23 protein-coding genes are annotated in these 23,630 nt (G+C 34.0%); 6 read left to right on the forward strand and 17 right to left on the reverse strand.

Going from position 1 to position 23,630, the window contains the following annotated elements:
• The first annotated feature begins 69 nt into the window (after positions 1–69).
• From G4D54_22455 to G4D54_22480, 6 genes are read left to right on the forward strand one after another with little or no spacing between them, the layout of a single operon-like run.
• A complete protein-coding gene (locus G4D54_22455; GenBank protein QJA05004.1) occupies positions 70–492 on the forward strand; it encodes a rhodanese-like domain-containing protein in 423 nt (140 codons plus the stop codon).
• A gap of 4 nt (positions 493–496) precedes the next feature.
• The gene (locus G4D54_22460; protein QJA05005.1) at positions 497–934 is read left to right on the forward strand and encodes an Rrf2 family transcriptional regulator; all 438 of its coding nucleotides are present in this window, start codon (positions 497–499) and stop codon (positions 932–934) included.
• 3 nt (positions 935–937) lie between these two features.
• Positions 938–1,264, forward strand: a complete 327-nt coding sequence (locus tag G4D54_22465) for a thioredoxin family protein (protein QJA05006.1) — start codon at positions 938–940, stop codon at positions 1,262–1,264.
• A 16-nt stretch (positions 1,265–1,280) separates the two neighbouring features.
• On the forward strand, positions 1,281–2,207 hold the full coding sequence (gene trxB, locus G4D54_22470) for a thioredoxin-disulfide reductase (protein ID QJA05007.1): 927 nt from the start codon (positions 1,281–1,283) through the stop codon (positions 2,205–2,207).
• A gap of 54 nt (positions 2,208–2,261) precedes the next feature.
• The gene (locus G4D54_22475; protein QJA05008.1) at positions 2,262–3,809 is read left to right on the forward strand and encodes an ABC transporter permease subunit; all 1,548 of its coding nucleotides are present in this window, start codon (positions 2,262–2,264) and stop codon (positions 3,807–3,809) included.
• A complete protein-coding gene (locus G4D54_22480) occupies positions 3,806–4,534 on the forward strand; it encodes an ABC transporter ATP-binding protein (protein ID QJA05009.1) in 729 nt (242 codons plus the stop codon). The genes G4D54_22475 and G4D54_22480 overlap by 4 nt, the downstream gene beginning before the upstream one ends.
• A gap of 537 nt (positions 4,535–5,071) precedes the next feature.
• Here the strand turns inward: G4D54_22480 and G4D54_22485 are convergent.
• The 17 genes from G4D54_22485 to G4D54_22565 form a co-directional block, all read right to left on the reverse strand.
• Positions 5,072–6,460: a M24 family metallopeptidase gene (locus tag G4D54_22485; GenBank protein QJA05010.1), complete on the reverse strand. Its 1,389-nt coding sequence runs from the start codon at positions 6,458–6,460 to the stop codon at positions 5,072–5,074.
• Positions 6,461–6,590: 130 nt separating this feature from the next.
• Positions 6,591–7,241 (reverse strand): HAD family phosphatase, encoded by a 651-nt coding sequence (locus tag G4D54_22490; GenBank protein ID QJA05011.1) that lies wholly within the window; start codon positions 7,239–7,241, stop codon positions 6,591–6,593.
• A 40-nt stretch (positions 7,242–7,281) separates the two neighbouring features.
• Entirely contained in the window at positions 7,282–7,983 is a 702-nt protein-coding gene (locus G4D54_22495; protein ID QJA05012.1) for an MBL fold metallo-hydrolase, read from the reverse strand.
• A gap of 8 nt (positions 7,984–7,991) precedes the next feature.
• Positions 7,992–9,395: a PTS transporter subunit EIIC gene (locus G4D54_22500; protein QJA05013.1), complete on the reverse strand. Its 1,404-nt coding sequence runs from the start codon at positions 9,393–9,395 to the stop codon at positions 7,992–7,994.
• A gap of 251 nt (positions 9,396–9,646) precedes the next feature.
• Entirely contained in the window at positions 9,647–10,483 is an 837-nt protein-coding gene (locus G4D54_22505) for a PRD domain-containing protein (GenBank protein ID QJA05014.1), read from the reverse strand.
• 6 nt (positions 10,484–10,489) lie between these two features.
• Positions 10,490–10,966 carry a PTS glucose transporter subunit IIA gene (locus tag G4D54_22510; protein ID QJA05015.1) on the reverse strand — a complete coding sequence of 159 codons (477 nt, stop codon included), beginning with the start codon at positions 10,964–10,966 and terminating at the stop codon, positions 10,490–10,492.
• Between the two features lie 337 nt (positions 10,967–11,303).
• Entirely contained in the window at positions 11,304–12,086 is a 783-nt protein-coding gene (locus G4D54_22515; GenBank protein ID QJA05016.1) for a nucleotidyl transferase AbiEii/AbiGii toxin family protein, read from the reverse strand.
• 82 nt (positions 12,087–12,168) lie between these two features.
• Complete coding sequence (locus G4D54_22520) at positions 12,169–12,645, reverse strand: abortive phage infection protein (GenBank protein ID QJA05270.1); 477 nt, start codon at positions 12,643–12,645, stop codon at positions 12,169–12,171.
• 984 nt (positions 12,646–13,629) lie between these two features.
• Entirely contained in the window at positions 13,630–14,685 is a 1,056-nt protein-coding gene (locus G4D54_22525; protein QJA05017.1) for a CHAT domain-containing protein, read from the reverse strand.
• A 217-nt stretch (positions 14,686–14,902) separates the two neighbouring features.
• Positions 14,903–15,742: a GIY-YIG nuclease family protein gene (locus tag G4D54_22530; GenBank protein ID QJA05018.1), complete on the reverse strand. Its 840-nt coding sequence runs from the start codon at positions 15,740–15,742 to the stop codon at positions 14,903–14,905.
• A 20-nt stretch (positions 15,743–15,762) separates the two neighbouring features.
• A complete protein-coding gene (locus tag G4D54_22535; GenBank protein ID QJA05019.1) occupies positions 15,763–18,819 on the reverse strand; it encodes a type I restriction endonuclease subunit R in 3,057 nt (1,018 codons plus the stop codon).
• A 34-nt stretch (positions 18,820–18,853) separates the two neighbouring features.
• A complete protein-coding gene (locus G4D54_22540) occupies positions 18,854–19,435 on the reverse strand; it encodes a restriction endonuclease subunit S (protein ID QJA05020.1) in 582 nt (193 codons plus the stop codon).
• Positions 19,425–20,927 carry a type I restriction-modification system subunit M gene (locus tag G4D54_22545; GenBank protein ID QJA05021.1) on the reverse strand — a complete coding sequence of 501 codons (1,503 nt, stop codon included), beginning with the start codon at positions 20,925–20,927 and terminating at the stop codon, positions 19,425–19,427. The genes G4D54_22540 and G4D54_22545 overlap by 11 nt, the downstream gene beginning before the upstream one ends.
• 2 nt (positions 20,928–20,929) lie before the next feature.
• Positions 20,930–21,145, reverse strand: a complete 216-nt coding sequence (locus G4D54_22550) for a helix-turn-helix transcriptional regulator (protein ID QJA05022.1) — start codon at positions 21,143–21,145, stop codon at positions 20,930–20,932.
• A gap of 195 nt (positions 21,146–21,340) precedes the next feature.
• A complete protein-coding gene (locus tag G4D54_22555) occupies positions 21,341–21,685 on the reverse strand; it encodes a TnpV protein (protein ID QJA05023.1) in 345 nt (114 codons plus the stop codon).
• A 12-nt stretch (positions 21,686–21,697) separates the two neighbouring features.
• A complete protein-coding gene (locus G4D54_22560) occupies positions 21,698–22,927 on the reverse strand; it encodes a relaxase/mobilization nuclease domain-containing protein (GenBank protein ID QJA05024.1) in 1,230 nt (409 codons plus the stop codon).
• A 38-nt stretch (positions 22,928–22,965) separates the two neighbouring features.
• A complete protein-coding gene (locus tag G4D54_22565) occupies positions 22,966–23,277 on the reverse strand; it encodes a MobC family plasmid mobilization relaxosome protein (GenBank protein ID QJA05025.1) in 312 nt (103 codons plus the stop codon).
• Between the last annotated feature and the right edge of the window lie 353 nt (positions 23,278–23,630).

Here is a 23,630-nt window from a genome sequence, read left to right on the forward strand (position 1 = left end):
AAAATCTAGGGCAGGATGATTGACTATTCTAACTGTAACTTTTATAATTACAGTAAAAGGAGGTATTGTATGAAAAAAATAGCTTTGTTTACCGTATTTGCCTGTATCATGGTCATACTACAGGGCTGCGCAAAGGATATGCCGACGGAGGAGAATAAGGAAGCTGTACAGGAAAACAGCAATGCCTATCACAAAATTGACGCGAAGAAAGCAAAAGAAATGATGGATGCCGGAAAGGTCACGATCGTTGATGTAAGAACACAGCAGGAGTATAGGGAAAAACATATACCGGATGCCGTCCTTGTACCGAATGAAACGATTGAGGAGGAAGCGAAGGACAAGCTTACGGATACGGATGCTGTTTTGCTTGTACATTGCCGAACGGGAGTCCGCAGTAAACAGGCAAGCGACAAGCTGGTACAGATGGGTTATAAGAATGTGTATGATTTTGGTGGTATCAATGACTGGCCGTATGATACGGTAAGCGAATAAGCCTATGAATAGCGAGTTTATTATTGCACTGCATGCACTTGCCTATCTAAGGCATCGCAATACAAAGGTTTCCAGTGAGGAGCTGGCGAAAAGTATCTGTACAAATCCGGCGCGCATTCGCAAGGTGATGGCCAAGCTGAAAAAAGCCGGATTGCTGGAAACAAGAGAGGGTAACAGCGGCGGCTATGAGCTGCAAGGTGATGCATCCACGATCAAGCTGTCCGATCTTGCACAGGCGTTACAGCAGCCATTGACGAAATCCGGCTGGAGAAGCGGTGCACTGAATACCTATTGTATGGTAGCTACCGGTATGGGTACTGTTGTAGACACGCTGGAGGCTTCCCTGAATGCGGTGTGTATGCAATACCTTTCTCAAATTACAATTGAAGATATCAGCCAACAGCTGATTGCTATTGAAAACCATAAAAATAAGGAGGAATGAAGTATGGCACTCGTAACAGCAAACAATGAGAATTTTTATGAACTGATTGAAAAAGAAGGAACCGTTGTGGAATTCTGGGCTCCGTGGTGCGGATACTGCAAGCGCCTGGCACCGGTTTTGAAACAGATTGCAGGAGAGTATCCAGACCTGACACTGGTACAGGTGAACATTGATGATAATGAAGAGCTTACTGAGCGCTATGGTGTGGAAACAATTCCAAGCCTGATGGTATTCCATGATAAAAAGCCATCCACTCTTTTGATTGCACCACAGGCAAAAGCGCAGGTAATCACATGGATGAAGGAACAAAAAGCTGCAGGAATCGAATAGAAGGTGAGGTGTTCTTATGAACAAGCAACTGTATGATGTGGTGATTATCGGTGGCGGTCCTGCTGGCTATAGTGCAGCTTTGTACTGTGCGAGAAGCGCGTTATCGGTTCTCGTGCTGGAAAAGCTATCAGCGGGAGGCCAGATGGCAACCACTGGAATCGTAGAGAATTATCCAGGCTTTGAGGAAGGAATCGACGGCTTTGATCTTGGAGAAAAGATGCAGCAGCAGGCAGAACGCTTTGGCGCCAAAACCGCTTATGCCGGCGTTGAAGGTGCGGATTTAACAGCACAGCCAAAGCTTTTGCATACGGACGAAGGTGATATTGAAGCAAAGACGGTAATCATCGCCACCGGAGCCTATCCAAGAGAGCTTGGTCTGCCAAACGAATCCAGCCTGCGAGGGCGCGGTGTCGCTTACTGTGCAGCCTGTGACGGCATGATGTACAAAAGAAAGGACGTCATTATCGTCGGTGGTGGAAACAGTGCCATTGCGGACGCCCTATATCTGGAAAAGATATGCAAAAGCGTTACCCTGATTCATCGTCGCGAGGAGCTCAGAGCAAGCAAGGTGTATGCAGGTCAGCTGGAAAACAGCACCATCCGCTTTGTCTGGAACAGCCGTGTAAAAGAAATTCTCGCAGATAACAAGGTCAGTGGAGCCGTTATTGAAAACTTAAAAACAAAGGAAACACAGGTCATAGCTGCACAGGGGCTGTTTGTCGCTATCGGACGCATCCCGGATACCGCAGTCTTTCAGGGACAGCTGGAAGTGAACAAGGCAGGCTATATCGTAGCGGACGAAACAACACGGACCAGTATTCCCGGTGTATTCGCCATCGGAGATGTTCGTGATAAGCCTCTGCGTCAGATCGTCACTGCAGTGAGTGATGGAGCTGTCGCTTCTAAGTTTGTAGACGAATTCCTTGCAGGATTACCGCAATAAAGTTACAATAAAACAAACATAGCAGGATGTGACGGCATTCGGGGAGGAAAGCGTATGATACAGGAATTGTTTACTTTTATTACACAGCGTTGGGATTTTCTGTTGCCGCTTATTTATGAGCATTTACAGATATCCGCAATCGCTATTGTCTTTGCCACCATAGTAGGTGTCAGTGTCGGTATTCTCATTGCGGAGAAACGAAAGGCTTCTTCTCTGACACTTGGAGTCATCAGCTTTCTGTATACGATTCCTTCCATTTCCATGCTTGGCTTTCTGATTCCGGTAACCGGGATCGGTAATACGAGCGCCATCATCGCATTAAGCATCTATGCACTGCTTCCTATTATTCGCGCTACCTATACCGGTATCACAGGTGTGGAAGAGGATATTCTGGAGGCTGCCCGCGGTATGGGAAGTACTGCTTCACAGATTCTCTGGCGCATTAAGCTCCCGCTTGCCATGCCGGTTATTTTATCCGGATTTAAAAACATGGTGGTGATGACGATTGCCCTGGCGGGTATTGCTTCCTTTATCGGAGCAGGCGGTCTGGGTGTTGCCATTTACCGCGGTATCACAACCAATAATTTAACGATGACGCTGGCAGGAAGTCTGGCAGTTGCCGTACTTGCCTTTCTCTTTGATATTCTGATGAATATTCTGGAATCCTTTTTCACAAAACGGAAGCATTCCAGAAAACAGAAGCGCACTGTGGCCGTAGTGCTTCTCTGTATTCTGCTTGCGGGATGCACAACCATGCTTGCGATTCCTTCCAAAAAGGATACCATTCATATCGCCACAAAACCAATGACAGAGGAATTTATTATCGGAGAAATGTTGAAGCAGCTGATCGAAGACCGTACAGACCTTTCCGTTGAAATAACCAAGGGAGTCGGCGGAGGTACGAGCAATATTCATCCGGCAATGGTTAAGGGTGATTTTGACATGTATCCGGAATATACCGGCACCTCATGGAGCTTTGTGTTAAAGAAAAAAGAAATACCTGAGCACGATATCCTGTACAAGGAGCTTATCAGGGAATATAAGCAGCAGTATCATCTGGAATGGACAGGCTTATACGGCTTCAATAACACCTATGGTATCGCGGTCACAAAAGAAACAGCACAGCGCTATCACTTAAAGACCTATGCTGATTTGGCCAGCGTATCCAGCCGGATGTCCTTTGGCGCAGAATATGACTATTATGAACGTGATGACGGATATGATGCTATGGTAAAAGCAAATGATTTTCATTTCAAAAAGAGTGTGGACCTGGATATCGGTCTGAAATATGATGCCCTGTTGAAGGGGGAGGTGGATGCCATTCTGGTTTTCACAACGGATGGAAGAATCAGTGATCCCGCTATCGTTGTACTGCAGGATGAAAGCAATTATTTTGAAAAATATTATGCAGGAACTGTAGTCCGCGAGGAGACACTTGCCGCATATCCCCAGCTGCGCAGTGTTCTGGAGCTGTTAAATGGACAGATCAGTGAAAAAGAAATGGCGGAGATGAACAATGATGTTGAAACCAATGGCAGAAACGAGACAGATGTCGCAAGAGATTTCCTTGTGAAGAAGCAGCTTCTGGAGGTGACAAAATGAGCAGCATAAGAATGGAGCATATCTTCCACTCCTATGGAGAGCATACTGTCCTGAAGGATTTCTGTATGGATATTCAGGACGGAGAGTTTATCAGTGTTATCGGTGGAAGCGGAAGCGGTAAAACAACTGTTCTGAAGCTGATCAACGGCCTTCTGATTCCGGATCAAGGTGAAATCCATGTGCAGAATAAGGATATTCGCAAGGTGGATCAGAATGAGCTGCGCCGTAATATCGGCTATGTCATCCAAAGCATCGGTCTGTTTCCGCATATGACGATTGAGGAAAACATCGGTTATGTACTGTCCCTGACGAAACAGGATTCCTCTTTGATTCAGAAACGTGTGAAGGAAATGATGGATATCATGAAGCTGGAGGAGCAGCTGCTGAACCGTTATCCCGACGAGCTGAGCGGAGGGCAGAAGCAGCGTGTCGGTATTGCCCGTGCACTTGCTTCTCATCCGAAAATTCTGTTAATGGATGAGCCGTTCGGTGCCGTGGATGAAATCACCCGCCACTCCCTTCAGGATGAAATTCTCAGGATTTACCATGAATTGCACATCACAATTTTCTTCATCACACATGATATTCGTGAAGCACTTCGTCTTGGAACACGCGTCATGATTATGAAGGATGGCAATATTGAACAGTTCGATACACCGGATATAGTGAAAAAACAGCCGCAGACAGAATTTGTCCGACAGCTGTTATCCTACCTGAATGAGTAAACCTAGGTATATGGAACTGTATCAAATACCTTATACATATCATAATGAAAACGGAGAGATGATGCCTGAATTAAAACAGCATACATACTCTCCATTTTTTATCTAACAAGCAGGCAGAATACCCCACCTCGATTTTGTATACTTTTAAATCCATACAACATATACATTATATGGTCATTTACACAATTACTTCCTGTATTATTTTATATTCCAAACCTTTTCCGTATATTTTGTACTCATTTTGGAGTCACTGTGAGTACATATTGAGTTCAAGCTATTCCCAAACACTTAAGATTTTGCTTCACTCAATCGCTAGAATTTGACTCATCAATTGTTTTATTATTTCTAAATTTGTAGAAAACTCAATATGACTCGCATATTTTTATTAAAATTCTGTTTTATCAATCAAATACAAATTTTAACCATTTTATAAACATATATTAAATAAGCAGTAAATTGAAATGCTATATTGTGATATAACATCTTATATTTACTGCTTTTGCATCATCAATTTGTAATTTTTCTTGTTTAAAGTTCTTATTTAATTACTTTTAAAGCTTTATCATGGGCTAGTAAGAATGGTCTTAAATAAGCAACTGTAGAGCACATAGGCATCACATCTTCAGATAGATTAATACCTAAAACATTAATTAAGTAATTTCTTCTTTCAATCATTCTGTTATACATATCTGGATATTCTTTTTTGATTTGATTACGTAAAGATCCATTTGCTAAAAGAATTGTACTTTCAGCAGAAGAACCTGTATAACCAGAAACAGATGGAATAATGTCGATTTGTAATAACATTCCAGATTGTAATACTTCAGTTGAGTTTTCATAAATAGGAGAAGACATCCATTCTTCTTCAGCCGTTAAATGACCTGGACATAATGACCAACCATATTTTTCTCGTGGTAATTCACTTTCAATTAAATCAAATATTTCATGACCTTGTAATCCACATTTAATGTTTTCAAGCCATGCAACATAGGCGTTGAAGTATGGAATTGCTACTCTTTCTAAATAATCTTTTTGACCTTCAGGAAGTTGTGTTTCATTTTCGACAGCAAATCCGCATCTTGAACTTAAGCCACCACGGTATCCTACCGTTAAAGAAATAGGATCACCTAATTTAACAGTATTATCACGTGGAAACATATTTGCTTTAATAAATCTAGGACCACTAGAAGCTATTGTAACAATAGAAGTATGTTGTCCATTTCTAACAAGTTTATCACCTAGTTCTAGTTCATTTATGCCAAGATTTAAATCATTCATGGCATCTAAAATACAATCACTAGCTAATGCTGCACCATATTCATAATGAGCTATTTCATTTGGATTATTTGTACATCTGACGCCATTTTCACCAATAAATATTGAACATTCATTACTTAATAAGTATTCATCGCCAATAATATCAATAATATTTTTAACAATATAATATGGAACATCATATGTGTGTTTGTTATCCTCTAAAATAGAAGTGAAGTTTTTCCAGCCTACTAAACCAATTCTTTGTCCTTTATCTAAACCGGCAGAAATAAGTAAATCTTTAAATGATATATCTGTACGATTTGGCTGATTAGGAAGTGAAAATAAAGACACATGTATAGTTTTACTGATTTTTACTCTAGATTTTCCAGCTTTACCTAAATTTTCATTACCTAGAACAATATTTATTTCACCGCTTTTATCTATAATTAATAATGCTTCCTCAAAACGAGTAAAAAATCCAACTAAATATTCAAAATTAGAACCATGCTCAACATCACCATAAATAACTAATTTATCAAGATGAAGTTTACGCATTCTGGTAAGTATTTTTTGTTTTCTTTCTTCAATTGTTTCATCTGTTAAAAATACAGGACTGCCATTACAATCTTTTTTTGGTTCAGAAACTGTTGTTAAAATGATATTTTTCATTATTTCTCCTCATAGATATACAAAATTTGATAAATTTTTTAAATTGTCAGCAATTATTGATTACAAATATAACTGACCATGCAACTTATGTTTATTTGCTAATTCATATTTGATGATCAGTTATAATTTTTTATTCGAGTATTTTTATCGCATTTTTATAATCAGAAATGATATTATCTGCTTTTTCGCAAGGTAGCATTTTATTTTTATTTATTGCTACTACTTTATAAACTCCAGCATCCTTTGCTGCAATAATCCCTGATATAGAATCTTCGAATACTATACATTCATCTTTTTTTAAATTAAGATTTTGAATACATTTCTCATAAATTTCAGGTGAAGGTTTTCCTTTGAAACTATAGTCGTTATAAATAATATTATTCCAATCAAACCATTTATATAATTTTAAATTTTCATAATGAAACCTAATATTATCTAGTCCCGATGCTGTTGCAATAGCACATACATAATTTTTCATTTTTAAATCATCTAAAAATTCTGGCAAGCCGTCAACCAACTTATAATTTTCTTTGTCTGCCTTGCAAAAATCTCTGTATATTTTTTCTTTCTCTAGCTTTAATGTATTGATATTTTCTACATCATCACCTAAAAAATAATGTATACTCTCTTCTATATTTCTTCCATGAATGTAGTTGGAGAATTCTTCATCAGTTGGTTTTCTATGTATTAAATTTTTTAAAAATAATGTCCATGATTTTTCTAAAATTTCTTGATCAAAAATCATAGTACCATTAAAATCAAATATAATTGCTTTTATCATAATATCTTTTAAATTTAAATCAAGCACTCCATTATAAATTCTATCTATCAAATTTCAAATAGTATTTATAAGCTAAACGAATCACTTCTGCCTCTTTACCAAATCGAGGAATTCCGTGGCCAGCCAATGCAAGATCCGGTTCTTCTTTTAATTTATATAATTTTTCAAAGGATTCGCCTAATTTTTTAGAGTTATAAGACAAGTCTCCTTTCCATCCAGTTCTTGTTTCTTCTCCCCATTTTCCATCTGTATAAAACATATCTCCACTAAACATAACATTTTCATTATCAATTCGAACAAAATATAATAATGTTCCATCTGTATGTCCTGGCAAGCATAATATCTCAAATTCTAAGTCACCAATCTGTAATATTTCATCTTTATCAATCAAAATATCAGCTTTACAAGCTGGCATAACATGATTTGTACAAGGACTATATTCTCCTAAATGACCATCTTCTAGCATTTTAGCATCTTCTTTTCCCATTACAATTTTTGCACCACATTTCTGAAAATAATGTGCACATCCAGTATGATCGTCGTGGGCATGAGTTATTAATACATGTGTAATTTTGTTCTCATCAATATTCCAATATTTTAAATTTTTAACAATTACATCTAGTGCTTCTGGGCTTCCTGTATCAACTAACACATAACCATTTGAATGTTTAATAGCGTATGCATTACCTAAATATCCCCAAGGTCCTCCAGAAATCCAATAAATTCTATCATTAATTTTCATATAATCACCTATTTGCCTAAATCTTTCTTATCATCAAAACCAAAAAACCAAGTTAATACAAACGTTACAGTAAATACTAATACTATTCCAATTATAGCAAGCATAAAGTTGTTTCCACCTGCTGGATCCAAGAACTGAGGCAAACTTAAAAGAGAAACATTAATCATTTGGAATACTTTAACTTTAAAGATTCCAAAGAATAATCCGCCTACAGCGCATCCAATAAAAGAAGGAATAATTGGTCTTTTGTATTTTAATGTTAAACCATATGCACAAGGTTCAGAAATACCTGCGGTTGCAATAGAAAATGCAGCAGAACCAGCGATTTGTTTTAAATCTTTATCTTTTGTTTTCAACATAATTACAGTTGATACAGCTAACTGTGAAAAGTTCCATCCAGTAAATCCAAGCCATAAGAATGGATCAAATCCTAAATTTGTCATATTTGATAATGCTACTGGCATAAAAACCCAATGACTTCCTGTCCAAATAAATAATGGCATCAAGAAACAAATTGCAAATACACCCAATACTGCATATTTGTTATAAATTACTAACATTGCATTTGCAATCAATTCTCCGACAATTGAACCAAATGGACCTGTTACAACCAGTGTTAGTGGAGCCATAATTAAAAACGTTGGGAATAAGGATAGCATTCCTAGTTTAGTAAAAAATGTCTTACTTACTAATTTTTCAAGTTTTGATTGAGCCCAAACTGTAAACAATACAGGTAATAATGAAGCATTATAAGAAATAGCATGAACAGGTAACCCAAACAAACTAATACTTTCTCCACTATTTACTAAATCTATGAAATTCGGATGAAGCAAAATACCAGCTAACATTAAACTTAATACCGTATTACACTTAAAATATTTTGAAGCACTATAAGCAACTAATACAGGCATAAAATAGAAGAAAGAATCACCCATTAAATTTAATAAAATATAAGTTTGACTATCTGTACTTACAATTTTTGTCAAAGTCAAAATGGTTAATATTGCTTTAAATAATCCAGCAACTACCATCCCCATTAAAATTGGACTGATAGTTTGTGAAATTGCATTTAAAATTTGACCACCATAATATTTAATTCCTTTAGGTGTTTTTTCTTTTTTTGTTTCTACTGGTTCTTCTAATTTGGAAAGATCTATACTCGTTCCTTCCAAACATTTTTCTACAGCTTTATAAACTTCATCTATTTCATTTCCTACAACAACTTGAATCTGACCCATTGTTTTCATAACTCGAACTATGCAAGGTATTTTTTCTAGCATTTCCACATTTACTTTCGAGTTATCTTTCACTTTAAATCTCAATCTAGTAAAACAATGCTTAACTTCTTCAATATTTTTACTGCCACCTAAATATGTAATAATATCTTCTGCATTTTTAGAATAATTTGACATTTATTTTTCTCCCTTCACAATTTAAAAATTCATTAATGTCGTATACTTTACAATTTTCAATTAATATGTGCTTTTAGCTAAAGTATTAAATTTGATTCATAAAATAAGTTATCAACAATATCTTTTTTCTGATACCAACCTCCTATAAATATGTGTTAAATGCCATTAAAAGGCGCCTATTTTAATTTCATTTAACAAAAAAAACCTAAAACATAATCAAAAATAATTTGATTTGTGTTCTAGGTTAAGCCCTACTGGTAACAATCCTCTCGTGAACATAATCGATTTATATGTATAATCAAGTATAGTTTTTCTTCAATTGACAATTCCCATTTGAAAAGTTGCAATAAATACTCAGATATTGAATCTACGCAATCTGAAGTATCTGGAAATGATTTTTTCATTGTTATATACAACTCTTTATTTTCACTTTTTATTTCCTCTTTACTTTCAATGCGTCTTAATAAGTATTGAATATGTGAAACAAATCTTGAATAATTCGCTCCATCTTTGTTAATACTTATATTGAATTTATTTTCTATCAGTTTTGTAATTTTATTAATAATCACTTTATTTTCTGCATAGCCATCTATTTCACCTGCTTTTCTAGCTTCTGCATTTATAATGTGTAAACTAATAAAACTAGCCTCTTCTAACGGTAATTTTATATTTAATTTTTTTTCTATCAAAAATAACGCATATGTACCTATAGCATGTTCCTTTTCATACAAGAATTTTATATCTTGAACAATAGGAAGGGTTATATTTAATTTTTCTTTGCACCTTACTATAGAAAAATTGATATGATCAGCTAATGTAAAGATAATATTAGGACTAAAGATATAATCCAGTTCATATTCTGCGTATTTTATAATTTCTTCAGAAAGTAACAAAATTTCTTCAGGAATTTCATTTATCATATGAACATAATTTTCATCAATACCATAATATGTCTTTTGAATAACTGCTACATCAATTTCGAAAGGCGGCTTTTTAAACCCTATTCCTTTTCCGAAAGCAACCAATTCATTATTATCATCATCAAGGCATATAGCTACGTTATTATTAATGCATTTGACAACTTTCATCTTTTATCACCTATTTATCATCATTACAACATCTTTTATAGTTACTTCCTCTTTATTTGTAAATTCTATATTCAATCCTTTACTTGTCACAACAACAGGTGTTATCAAATCGGTATGATGTGTTTCAAAAAAATCTCTATCAATTTTTAATAATGGCTGCCCTATTGTTACTTTATCATTTTGATTAACTAACAATTCAAATCCATTACCATTAAACTCAGCAGTTTCTAATCCAACATGTATCAAGATTTCAATACCATCTTCTGTTTCTATACCTAATGCGTGCTTCGTACTTGCCACTGCAACAATTTTACCCTTACACGGAGAATATATAGTATTTCCATTGTATTTGAATGCAACTCCTTCTCCCATAATTTTATCGGCAAACATTTGATCATTTACATCTTTTAAATCTACACACTTCCCATTAACTGGAGAATATATTTGAAAAATTTTTTTCATTTTGAATATATTTTTTAACATACCATCAACTCCTTATATATACAAAAAACTCTTCGAAACTTCACAAACATGCAATCTAAAACACATGCAGGTAAAGCCTCAAAGAGTAACAATCCTGTATTCGCTTATATTATAATCCTGATAATAAATAATGTCAATCCCGTCTTTAGAATATTTCTATAGTATAAAAATCGGGGGCCGACTTTTATATTCGCTACTTTTACTCTTTATATAAAGGCAAGATTGAATACACACGCTGGAAATGTTTTGTGGTTTAATTATTTATAAAGCCCCTATATATAAAGCATTTTTACGAGATTCAAAGCAGATATAGTTCCTTTAGCACCCGTTTTTTAGACTATAGAGTTAGAATATAGCACCATGAATTTTTAGGGTTAAGCAAGAAAAAAACTTGATTATTTTCGAAACTTTTCATAATTTTTGCAAAGAAAAGAAGTAGCCTATATTTACGACAATTATTCTTCCATAAATTCTGCAATGTTGAATCTTCTCTTATTGAGCATAATATTTCTTCATAATGCTCTAATACAGAAAGTGTCTCTCTTTTTCTACATGTTTTATCAAATGCCAATGATAAATCATTATAGTTTATTGAATCGTTATAACGATCAAATAAAGTCGTTACATCATAAAAATCACGCATACGTGTATTCAACAATCCTCTAGAAAGAATTGTTTGAATTTTTTCTGCAAGTATTGTCTCTAAATTATATGACCAGAGTTGTATTGATTTGTCTTCTAACAACAACGGATATTCATATCTTATTTCTCTAGGTGTAATCACATCACCTGTTGATATATCTATTTTGATTGGCACTATTAAATTTTCTAATTCTGCATCCATATGAATTCTTATTCCTGGATACTCCATATTGTCCATGATATCAGATACATCATTTAAGATAAATTCAATGTGATCATCAAGAGAAATATCTTTAATTTCATTTACAATCCTTTTGGTTTCTTCTTTAGTTAAATCAAAATTACGTATTGTTGTATCAATATCCATAGTCGATCGCATCGATATACCAATCATAGAAGTAACCAAGATTCCACCCTTAACAATGAAATCGTCTTTATATTTAGAATACGTTATTCTTTCAAGAAAACGCTCCATCATATAAACAAAGTTATAGGATCCGATCCATTTTGTTTGGCGACATTTTTAATTCTACCTTTTATTTGTGCTGGAGTTAGATACATTACAATAAAACCTCCATATATTGTCTAATTATCTTTTCAATTCGAAATGCTTTTGCATACACCATTAAACAATTCAGATCTTTATCACTTCTTTGTAAATAAGTTTTAATCGCCATATTAAAATCCTGAATTTCTAAATTACGTCCACTTCTCACTAAATCACAAATTGTTCTTTCCAAATCATACATTGGGATTTCATGACCAAATTGATTTGTGATTGTAGTCTTTCCTAGATCCAAAAGCTCCTTTTTTACAGTATAAACCTTGTAACCTGAGTTTGTTAAAGCAGAAGGATTATATCCACTATAAATTGTAATACAATGCACAAAAGGTTCTCGATCAACCAGACCATAATAATATAAGGCATCATCATGAGAAATAACTCCTTTTGGACAACGCTGTGACAAAACATAAGCTTCATCTTCCAACACATCTTTTGAAATATAAATACCTGGGCCAACTTTTTTCCATACAATTCCTTTTTATAAAATTATAAATAGACTGTCTCGATACATTCACATTCTTTAATTTTTTAACATTCAAAACCTCAATTTTTTTTTAGAATCCATTACTCCTTCCACACTCTCACCGCCTTTTACATTCTTGCTAATATTATGCTTTATATTAGTAAGAATGTAAATCGACTTCAATTTATTTAATTATTCATATTCAATAATTTATGTACTCATTTTGTACTCACGGACAAAATTGGCATATAAAAAAGGCCTTATATAAAGGCCTTTTGATGTTTATTGAATTATTCAAATTCCGAAATAAAATGATTATAGTGAACATATTTGTTAACGTTTTGTTGCAAATATTATTATTTTGTCTATCGATTACTTCAAATATAGAAGTTTTATCATATGTTGGTAGCATAACGGTATCATCGAATATTAGACTTATAAAATATTTTAATACTGCATATCATTGACTAGCAAAGCAATGGTAATGCAATATTCATTTAGAAATAAGTATATCTTTTTTATCTACATACTCAAATACGTGTATTACTTCTTTATTCAAATATTATTATAGGTCTAAATCTTAGATTTCCCCTTCTTTTGCAATGCTGATAGAATAATCATTAAAATCTACATATATAAAAATCTTAGTTTGATCAAATTGCATTCTTACATGATCTGCTATTTTTTTATCATGGCCCCATTTCAAGAATTATTGTTATTATATAGCAATTAATTCGTTATCATTTATAATCTCTTTGAACATAATAAAATATTACAGACAATTATTATGCATACACAACTAAACATAACCTCTACATAAGTATTTCAAAACCCAATGCTGCATTAGTCGTTTTTGTGTTTAACAATTAAGTCTATCCTATCCAATTCATTGATTACAAGATATTATAATGATTTTTTATAAAATAAAAATCATCTATTTTTTAGAGTGATTATTGTGTAAGAAAATAAACTCTGTTATGTAATAAATTTTAATTAATTATTAGGACACACAAGGTATAAAGTATCTACATCTATGTCATCTTTGTTATACAATCTAGGTATATTTGCTTCTGTTGGTGATTCAAGCATCATTACTCCTTTAGCCTGTTCAAATGCTTTTTTTACAGAGTGGCCGAACCCTAACGATGAATAAAACTGTGCAGCAAAGGCACTAGCAGCTTTGTCACTAATGGAATCTGTCATACCAATAGCTGCATCTACATAGCTAACCACCTCACACGCCTGTTCATAAGAAAAACAAGCATTAAAAAATATTAAATGTATTTTGTCAGAAGCTGACATTATTGTTTGAGTTATAGCTTCTTTAGTAACAAGCTTTGCAGAACCATCGGTATTTTCTAATACAAGTTCACCATTTTCAGATCCGTGTCCACTAAAATGTATAACATCTGGATTAATTTCATTAATTGCTTGGAGAATATCTAAAGGGCGTACAGCCCATCTAGTCTCAAACAAGATTGAGTCTCTGTGTTCAGATTTTCTAATCATTTCCTGGATTGAACGCGCTTCTTCATCTAAACGCAACTGAGAAGTCCCTTTCGGATTTGTAGCAAAAAATAGAACAATTATTCTCTCTGGAACTGCTTTTAACTGTTCAATATCTCTCTGCATATCTGCTTGTTGCCTTTGTTGTATTGAAATAGCTTGATGTATCTTTTTTAAGGTTCGTTCATTTTGTTGTTGTCGTTTTTTTTCTTCTTGTTCTTGTTTTTTACGTAATTTTTCTTCTTCACCACGTAACTTCTTTTCTTCAGATGCAATTTCCTTATCTTTCTGAGCTATTTTTTTATCTAATTCAGCTATCTTCTTATCAATCTTGGCAATTTCTTTTTCTGCCCTTTCGATCTCAGATGTTTTTAATCGAATAGTTGACTGTGAGGATAAGCGTTTTAAAGAATTTGTTGCAGAAATAATTTTTTGTTTCTGTCGAGCCTTTTTATCGCTTTCCTTTGCCTTATCAGAAGATAACTTTGAAAACTCAGAGCGTTTTCTGGAAATATTATTTCTATATGTATCAATCAGCGACATTTTTAACCTCCAATTTTTTAATATTATTTAATTTTTATGATTTATTAATTATCTTATACTTAATAGGTATAACATATATCTTTTTGAATAGTTTTATAAATATTCAATTCAATATTCTTTATTATTCAAAGCTTTTCTATAATATAGTGTATGATCAATAAAAATATAAAAATTATGAAAAACTTATTAATTTATAAAACTATTTCTAATAATCTAATTACTCATTTATATCTTTTAAGGATATACCAAAGGCATTTTTCCAATCTACATTTCCATTACTTGTACGACCAAGAATTACTGCTGAAGCAGCCGAAGGAGCATTAAATTCATAATCTTTTTCAAAAATATCATTCACAATAATTCCATCATCTACCAGTTTATTCCTTAAATTAAAGTAGGATCTTCCTCTTAATTCAAATGAAGAAACCGTATGATCTGAAACTTTCGATCCTTTTAAAACTGTAAATCCACCTGAACTAACAAATCCTTTAGCATTTGCTCCACTTCCTTTGCAATACAAATACACTGTTTTTTCGTCTGCATGTGGAACTGGTTCAAGAACTTTATATCCTAATGTATTTATAATTATCTTTACATTATCAATGAACTCTTCCATAGAAGCAATTTGAGATTCTTTCATCACTGTATTTTTATATGTATTTTTAGTTAATATTTGATAACGGCCACATTCTCTTGCTATGTCGACAAATCTATTTTCTAAATAACGTATCAATGCTTTATTTAAATCTCTACCAGTAAAAACAACAGCTGAATTCCAATAATATTTTTCTTTATCTGCATTATAATCTCTTAAATGTTGATTTAGCCTATCCAACACATTTTCAGCTTCTCCTATGTAAACAGAATCTATATCAGAATCTTCTTTGCAAAATAAGAAATATACTCCCGCATTTCTTAAATCATCACGATTACATTGTTGAACTTCTGTTCTTGGAATTTTAATTGCTTTACCATTCCAATTTGATAATTCAGCAGTTACTAAACTCTCTGCTGTTCCATTTACTAAAAATAACTCTATTGCTTTTCCATAAGCCATAATATTACACTCCTATTCAATCATTGATTGTCAGCCCACATTTCACATTGCGTCATGACAGTTTGAACCGCATCATCCATACCTTCAGGTGGATAACGATGTTTTTTCAATAATTTTTTAATTAACATTCGCATTTTAGCTCTTGCGGATTCTTTTTTCTGCCAATCAATTGTCCTATTTTTGCGTAGAGTATCTGCTAACTCCTTAGTTATTGCAATCAATTCTTCATTTTCATAAAAATCTTTAATTGCTTGCGGTCTAGTCAATGCATCATAGAAAGCAAGTTCGTCGGCAGTCAATCCTAATTGATCTCCCTCTTTTTGTGCGGTAGCGATTTGCTTAGCAAGCTTCAACATTTCTTCAATAACTTCTTCATTGGTCAACATACCATTGAGATAAGCATTGAGAGAACGCTGCATAATTTCACTGAACTTTTCAGATTTAACTACATTGGTTCTTCGATAAACAGATACCTGGTCTGCAATCAGCTTTTTTAGAAGTTCCACAGCAAGGTTCTTTTCCTTCATATTGGCAACTTCTTCAAGAAATTTAGGGTCGAATAACGAAAATTCTTCTTTAATATCTGAAAAAAGGTTAATGACACCATCGCTTTTGATACTATGCTTCAAAAGTTCATTGATTCTTGCATTCATTTCCGGCAATGAAATTTTCTTTCCAACACCTGTATTGGCGAGTCTCAAAACAAGTACACGTATAGATTCAAAGAAAGCAGCTTCGAATCTATCATCCTCATCAACAAGCGAAGAACAAAGAGACAATGCCTGGTGTAACATAAGAGCTTCTTTTACGAAAGAGTCTTTCTCATCGATCTTTTCTCTGTCCATAATAAAGTTGACAGCTCCACTGATGGTTTTAGCTCTTTCAAGGTCTGTTCCACTTTTAAATTTTGAATAGTCATATCCGTAGAATTTATCACGACATACCGATAACTTCTCCAAAAATTTTGGATATGCCACTTTAGCAACATCGGTGTCTCCATAATTCTTTTTATCACGAGATGTATAATCATTCATTGCCTGCTTTAATGCGGTAGCAATACCAACATAATCAACTACAAGGCCCCCTTCTTTATCCCGGAATACACGATTTACACGGGCAATAGCCTGCATTAGATTATGACCAGACATAGGCTTATAAACATACATAGTAGCAAGAGAAGGTACGTCAAAGCCAGTCAACCACATATCAACAACTATCGCAATTTTCAGTGGACTATTATTGTCTTTGAATTTTTTCGCAAGCTCATCTTTATGGTGTTTGTTACCGATAATCTGTCTCCATTCTTCCGGATCATTATTTCCAGAAGTCATAACAACAGCAACTTTTTCTGTCCAAGCAGGACGCAGTTCTAAGATACGCTTATAAATTTTCATAGCGATAGGACGAGAATAGGCAACAATCATAGCCTTACCAGTAAGCAAATTCTCTCGGTTATTTTCATAATGATCTAGAATATCTCCTACAAGGGAATTGATAGTATTGTCGTTTCCGAGTACTGCTTCCATCTGTCCAAGCTCACGCTTGCTCTTTTCGATAACTTCATCATCAGCATTTGCTGCCATTATGTCGTACTCAGTGTCAATCAATTTTAGAGTAGCTTCATCAAGCTTTAACTTAATTACACGACTTTCATAATACACAGGTCGTGTTGCTCCATCCTCAACAGCCTGCGTCATATCGTATATATCAATATAATCACCAAACACTTCACGTGTGCTCCGATCTTTTGAAGATATTGGTGTGCCAGTAAAACCTATATATGTAGCGTTAGGTAAGGAATTACGAATAATGCGAGCAGTTCCTACTACTCGTTTTGCAACATCCTCACCATCCTCATTTTTGGTAATCTTAATTTTTTCTGCAAGGCCATACTGTCCTCTATGAGCTTCATCTGCCATAACAATAATATTCTGACGTTCTGAAAGAGGTTCATGAGACTCCTCGAATTTCTGCATTGTTGTAAAAATGATACCATTTGCCTGTCTTCCAGCAAGAAGTGTTTTTAGATTTTCTCTGCTTTTTGCCTGCACCGGTTCTTGTCTTAAGAAATCTTTGCACTTTGCAAACTGTCCGTATAGTTGGTCATCAAGGTCATTTCTATCGGTAAGAACAACGATAGTAGGGCTATCCAAAGCTTCTTGAAGCAAGTGAGCGTAGAAAACCATTGAAAGGGATTTTCCACTTCCTTGAGTATGCCAGAATACACCGCCTTTACCATCTGTAACAGTTGCATGCTTTGTTGATTCAATCGCTTTTCTTACCGCAAAATATTGATGGTATCCAGCAAGTATTTTAAACGAATTTATCCCTTCATTTGAAAAACATATGAAGTTCTTTATAATATCGAGTAATCTTTCTTTTTGGAACATTCCTTCAAAGAAAGTGTCAAATTGTGCGTATTGTGTATTTTCATAGTTACCATCTTTAGTTTTCCATTCCATAAAACGATCTTCACCAGAGGTGATCGTACCAGCTTTTGAAGTCAGTTGGTCGCTCATTACACAAATAGCATTGTAAATGAACATTGACGGTATTTCCTGCATATAGTTTCTAAGCTGCCTGTATGCTTCGGAAGCATCTGTTTCTTCACGAGAAGGAGATTTCAGTTCGACCAGAACAACCGGCAGACCATTTAAAAATAGAATTATATCTGGACGTTTGTTACTATTCTCAATATAAGTCCATTGATTTGCCACAATAAAGGAGTTATTATCGGGGTTTTTGTAATCAACAAGATAGACGATAGAGGAACGCTCCTCACCGCCAACAAAATATCTTACCGGTATACCGTTTTGAAGAAAGTCCATAAAGACTGTGTTTTTCTGTACAAGTTCACCGTTTTCAAAGTTCTTCAGTTTAAAAACAGCGTCCTGAATAGCATCATCAGACACCCCTCTGTTCAAACGATAAAGAGACTCAACTAAAACATCTTCATATAATGGACTATAAAAATCTCTTTCAATATCGGGACCATATGCGTATTCATATCCTAAATCATTTCTGAATAGCTCGATTACAGAGTTTTCATAATCGGCTTCGGTATATATTCCCTGCATAATATCTCTCCTTTACTAATTTATTTTACTTGTTTTAATTTCTTAAAGTGGTCTTCTGGTCATATTCTAAACAATAATTTAGTGGCTTATAGGTTGATGTTAGATACATCAACCTATAAGCCACTAAATTATTGTTTATCGTGGAGTTTAATTCAATCTTGTCATCTATCATTTCCAAAAATCGAGCAATATTTTTTTGTATATCTTCGTTTGAGGGAATGTCAACTTCCAAATTGTTAATATCATTTTTGTTTACAGAACCAAACACTGTTCCGCTTTCTTTTCTAATTAAATACGGAACATAATATTTCATCATATAAAACAAGAAACTCTGATTTCCATTTTTCATTCTCAGTGAGCAAACGCCACGCCCTAAGCACATATCAATTGGCGTAATGTTGAGCTCACCAACTGGCGCTCTTACACTCATTATTACATCTCCGGCTTTAGCCTGTTTTGTCATTACAGTTGTATATGTGTCAAAAGCTGGATATTTAAAGCCAAAGGTTCTATTTCCTTGTAAAAAGGGAAAGCCAACTCCTTCGTTGTTATAGTACTCTGATTTAGGGGATTGTCCCATTGTTACTTCAACAATTTCTCCCAATTTATATTTCATATCCAATCGCCCCCAACTTCTTACGAATTTCATCTTCTAACTCGTGGGACTTAGCAAACATATCTGATAATTCAGATGTAAGGCGAGCCATCTTTTCTTCAAATGGTTCTCCGTCGTCCTCGACTTCTTCAATTCCAACATATCTTCCCGGAGTAAGGATAAAATCTTGTTTTTCAATTTCCTGAAGGTCTGCAACTGCGCAAAACCCTTTTACATCTTCAAGCGTACCTTCTTGGAACGCTGTAAAAGTATCTGCCAGCTTTTTAATATCCTCCTCAGTAAAATCTCTGTGTTTTCGGTCAACCATATAACCCATTTTGCGGGCATCAATAAACAGTGTTTTTCCTTTCTGTTTTTTGTTTTTGCTGATAAACCAAAGGGTAACGGGAATGGTTACGCTATAAAAAAGCTGTGTTGGCATTGCAACAATACCTTCAATAAGATCAGCTTGGATGATTTTCTTCCTGATTTCTCCTTCTCCACTCGACTGAGAGGATAATGCACCATTCGCAAGCACAAGCCCAATTTTTCCGTTAGGTGCTAAGTGATGTATCATATGTTGAATCCAAGCATAGTTAGCATTTCCGGCAGGTGGTGTACCATATTTCCAACGAACATCATCTTTCAGCTTATCTTGTCCCCAATTTGAAAGGTTAAATGGAGGATTTGCCATAATAAAGTCTGCTTTAAGTGTTTTATGCAAATCATTAAAGAATGTATCCGCCTGATATGGTCCGAAATCTGCCTCAATACCACGGATTGCCATATTCATTTTAGCCATTTTCCAAGTATCTGCATTTGATTCCTGACCATAAACAGCAATTTCTCCACGATTACCACTATGTGCCTCAATAAATTTAGCACTCTGTACAAACATACCACCACTTCCACAACAAGGGTCATAAACTCGGCAATTCTTGAATGGTTTAAGTATTTCAACAATCGTTTTTACAATACTTGAAGGAGTATAGAATTCTCCTCCTTTTACCCCTTCATAAGCGGCAAATTGAGCAATACAGTATTCATAGGTTCTACCAAGAAGATCTTTACTTTCTTCAATATCACCCATATCCATATTTGTAAATAAATCAACAACATCACCTAATACACGCTTGTCTAAGTCAGGACTGGCATAATTTTTTGGCAACACATTTTTAAGTGTTGTGTTTTCTTTTTCAATCGATCTCATTGCATCGTCAATAACGGTTCCAATTTCTGGTGTATGTGCTACAGAAGCGATTTTTTTCCAACGCGCTTCGACAGGTACGAAAAAAATATTTTCCTCTGTGTAAGCATCCTTATCATCTTCAAACCCATCTCCTTCATCTATGAGCTGTTGATAACGCCTCTCAAAAGCACTAGAAATATAACGTAGGAAAATAAGACCTACAATGACTTTTCTATATTCAGCAGCAGGAATATGCCCCCATAGAACACAAGCTGCGTCCCATATTTGTTTTTCAAATCCAATTTTTGTATTATCTTTTGCCATTACTATTTCTCCTTATCTTCTGATATAAATTCAAGAATATCATCTATCTTACAATCCAAAGTACAACATATTTTTCCTAGTACATCTAATGAAACATTCTGATTTCGAGAAAGTCTCGCCATCGTATTTTGACTAATACCTGCCATCTTAGCAAATTCCATTTTTCTAATTCCTCTATCAATCAATAATTTAAAAAATTTGTTGTAACATACCTTCATAGATTATCCTCCATACTATTTATAATTATATATTTTATTTGTAATCATTTATATAGTTTTCTTGCACTTTTAAAAGTTTTTTATTAATTTCGATAATATAATTGCTATTACTACACTTTAATTTAGTCAATTTTGAGGAAAATGACTAAATTGAATTTTAAAATGATTAAATTAAAAGAAGTAGGTTACCCTACTTCAATCTACTTCATTCCAAATAATTTCTTCTACACAACTCTTAATATTATTCATCTCTTGAACCCATCTCATTTGGTCTTGTTCCTTTAATTCTTCTGTTATGTTTCTAGATAATTTATATCGTTCAACAAGAGTTTCATATCGCTGGTTTAACTCTTTATCCATACGAATCAATTCTTCATTCAGTTCGTCTTTTGCTCGTAAGGCTAAGTAATGAGCCGGATGTTTTTCTTTTAATATTCTTAGATATTCTCTTCCAAATCTTGATAAAGTTGGTAAAGGTCTTTCTTGTTTTAATGATGGAATTTCATAATCTCCTACTCTGTTATACTTGATTTCTTTCATGATTTTTCCCTCCTATCTTGCATTTCTTTGTTTGATTTTCTTCTGTGCTATTCTTTCAATGTCTTTATCAAAGCTTCGATTTCTAATGTTCTCACATGCTTTGATTTGAAGTCTTAGCTTTTTGATTTCTGGTGTAAATAACTTAGCTCTTGCTGACCACTCTTCTTTTTCATCCATCCTGCTTGCTCGTTGTCGTTGATAGTAACACCCTTGTCTTTGCTTTAATAAGTCATTGAGTTCACCTTGTTTTTGTTTTTGATAGCTATTTAATTGATCGATATCTTCTATTTTGTTCTTGGCAAGAATTTCGATTTCTCTAGAATATTGATCCATTTTCTTGAGCGCTTGTCTTGCTTCTTTAGATATATGCTGCTTTCTTGTAGGTAAGATATTGATCGAAATAAGATAAGCAACATGAATTCCGGCAAGTTTTGGTAACTGTTTTCTTTTATAAAGTTGATAATATTCTTTGCATTGATAATAACTTTGTGTGTGTGCAACATTTTGTGGTAGGATCCATTTATCGGTTAATCTTTCTTCAATTTCATCAAGATGATATCTTTCTCCTAATGACTTTAGATATATCGATTCATTACAATAAGGATGATAAACGACATCTTCTCCATCGATTCTATCGAACTCATATCCTTTCTTTTTCATATTATCCTTCAAATCCCTAATACAATTACTTTCCTTTACAAGAGCATTGATATCTTTTTTAATGTCATTCATATAGGTTTTCATGATATGATAATTCAACTTTTTTGAATCATAAGATGGACCTTCAATGATGGATAATCCATATTCTTTGCATAGTTCATCGGATATATTCCTCATGTTCCAGTAATCTTTTTTGGTATTACAGAATCGTTTTCCATCAACGAATGAAGTTGAATTTAATAAGATATGATTATGGATGTGGTCTTTATCTAGATGTGTGGTAATGACAACTTCGAAACGATTTCCAAACACTTTTTGTGCAAGCTTTACTCCAATTTCATGTGCAACATTTGCATCAACCTCATCTATTTTAAATGACTGATAACCATGAAACGCTACAATTCTTTTATGATCATGGAATAATTTTTTGGTCATCTGCATCGATTTTAATGGATCAAATGCATCACAATTAAGACAAGTTACATACTGTTTTTGTTTAACTTTATTATCTTGGCTGATGTAATCCAAGAGCGTTTGCATCGTCTTTTTTTCATCTTCGACATACTTGATAACGTTATCCAAACGATCTCGGATAGCCCAAATTGACGTTACTGCTTTGATCAGCCCCTTACTTTTTCATCAAGATTTTTGATCATTTGTCGTAATTCTTTAATGGTTTCCATGATGGTTTTTAGCGATATGTCTTGCCTATTGTTCAATGCTCTAGCTATCTGATTTAAGTTATTACCAATATGATTGAACTCATTTTTTAACTTATAATATTCTAGATCAGGCGGTACTTTTATCTCTTTTCCTAATATACAAGCCCTAGAAAATGATTCTCTACTTAAGCTCGTTCTTTCTAATTTATTGTTTAAGATTTTAAATTCATCGTCATTAAATCGTATCTTTATTTCATGATTTCTTTTCATATGAACCTCCAATCTTGCTGGTCGTACCAGCTTTTGATGTTGTATTTTGGGGACAAAATACGTTGCTTGCTAACACATAAAATCTAAAATTTAACTTATTTAAGAAGTGACGGTGTGACGGTCAAAAGATATTGTCCGACAATCGTCATATCGTCATGTTTTTTAAATCAAACTAGCAAAGCACCTTAGCAAAACTCTAAAATGCGTTCTGTTATTCTACTTAATTTATCGAATTATATTTAGCAAATCAGCAAAGCACCTTTAATATGCTAGTTCCTCTTTCAAAACAAAATTTTGTTAGTGTACTGCGGATTGCTGTTTTGCTCACTTAATATCGATAATACATATCATTT

The sequence above is a fragment of the [Clostridium] innocuum genome, from assembly GCA_012317185.1.
Taxonomy (GTDB): Bacteria; Bacillota_I; Bacilli_A; order Erysipelotrichales; family Erysipelotrichaceae; genus Clostridium_AQ; species Clostridium_AQ innocuum.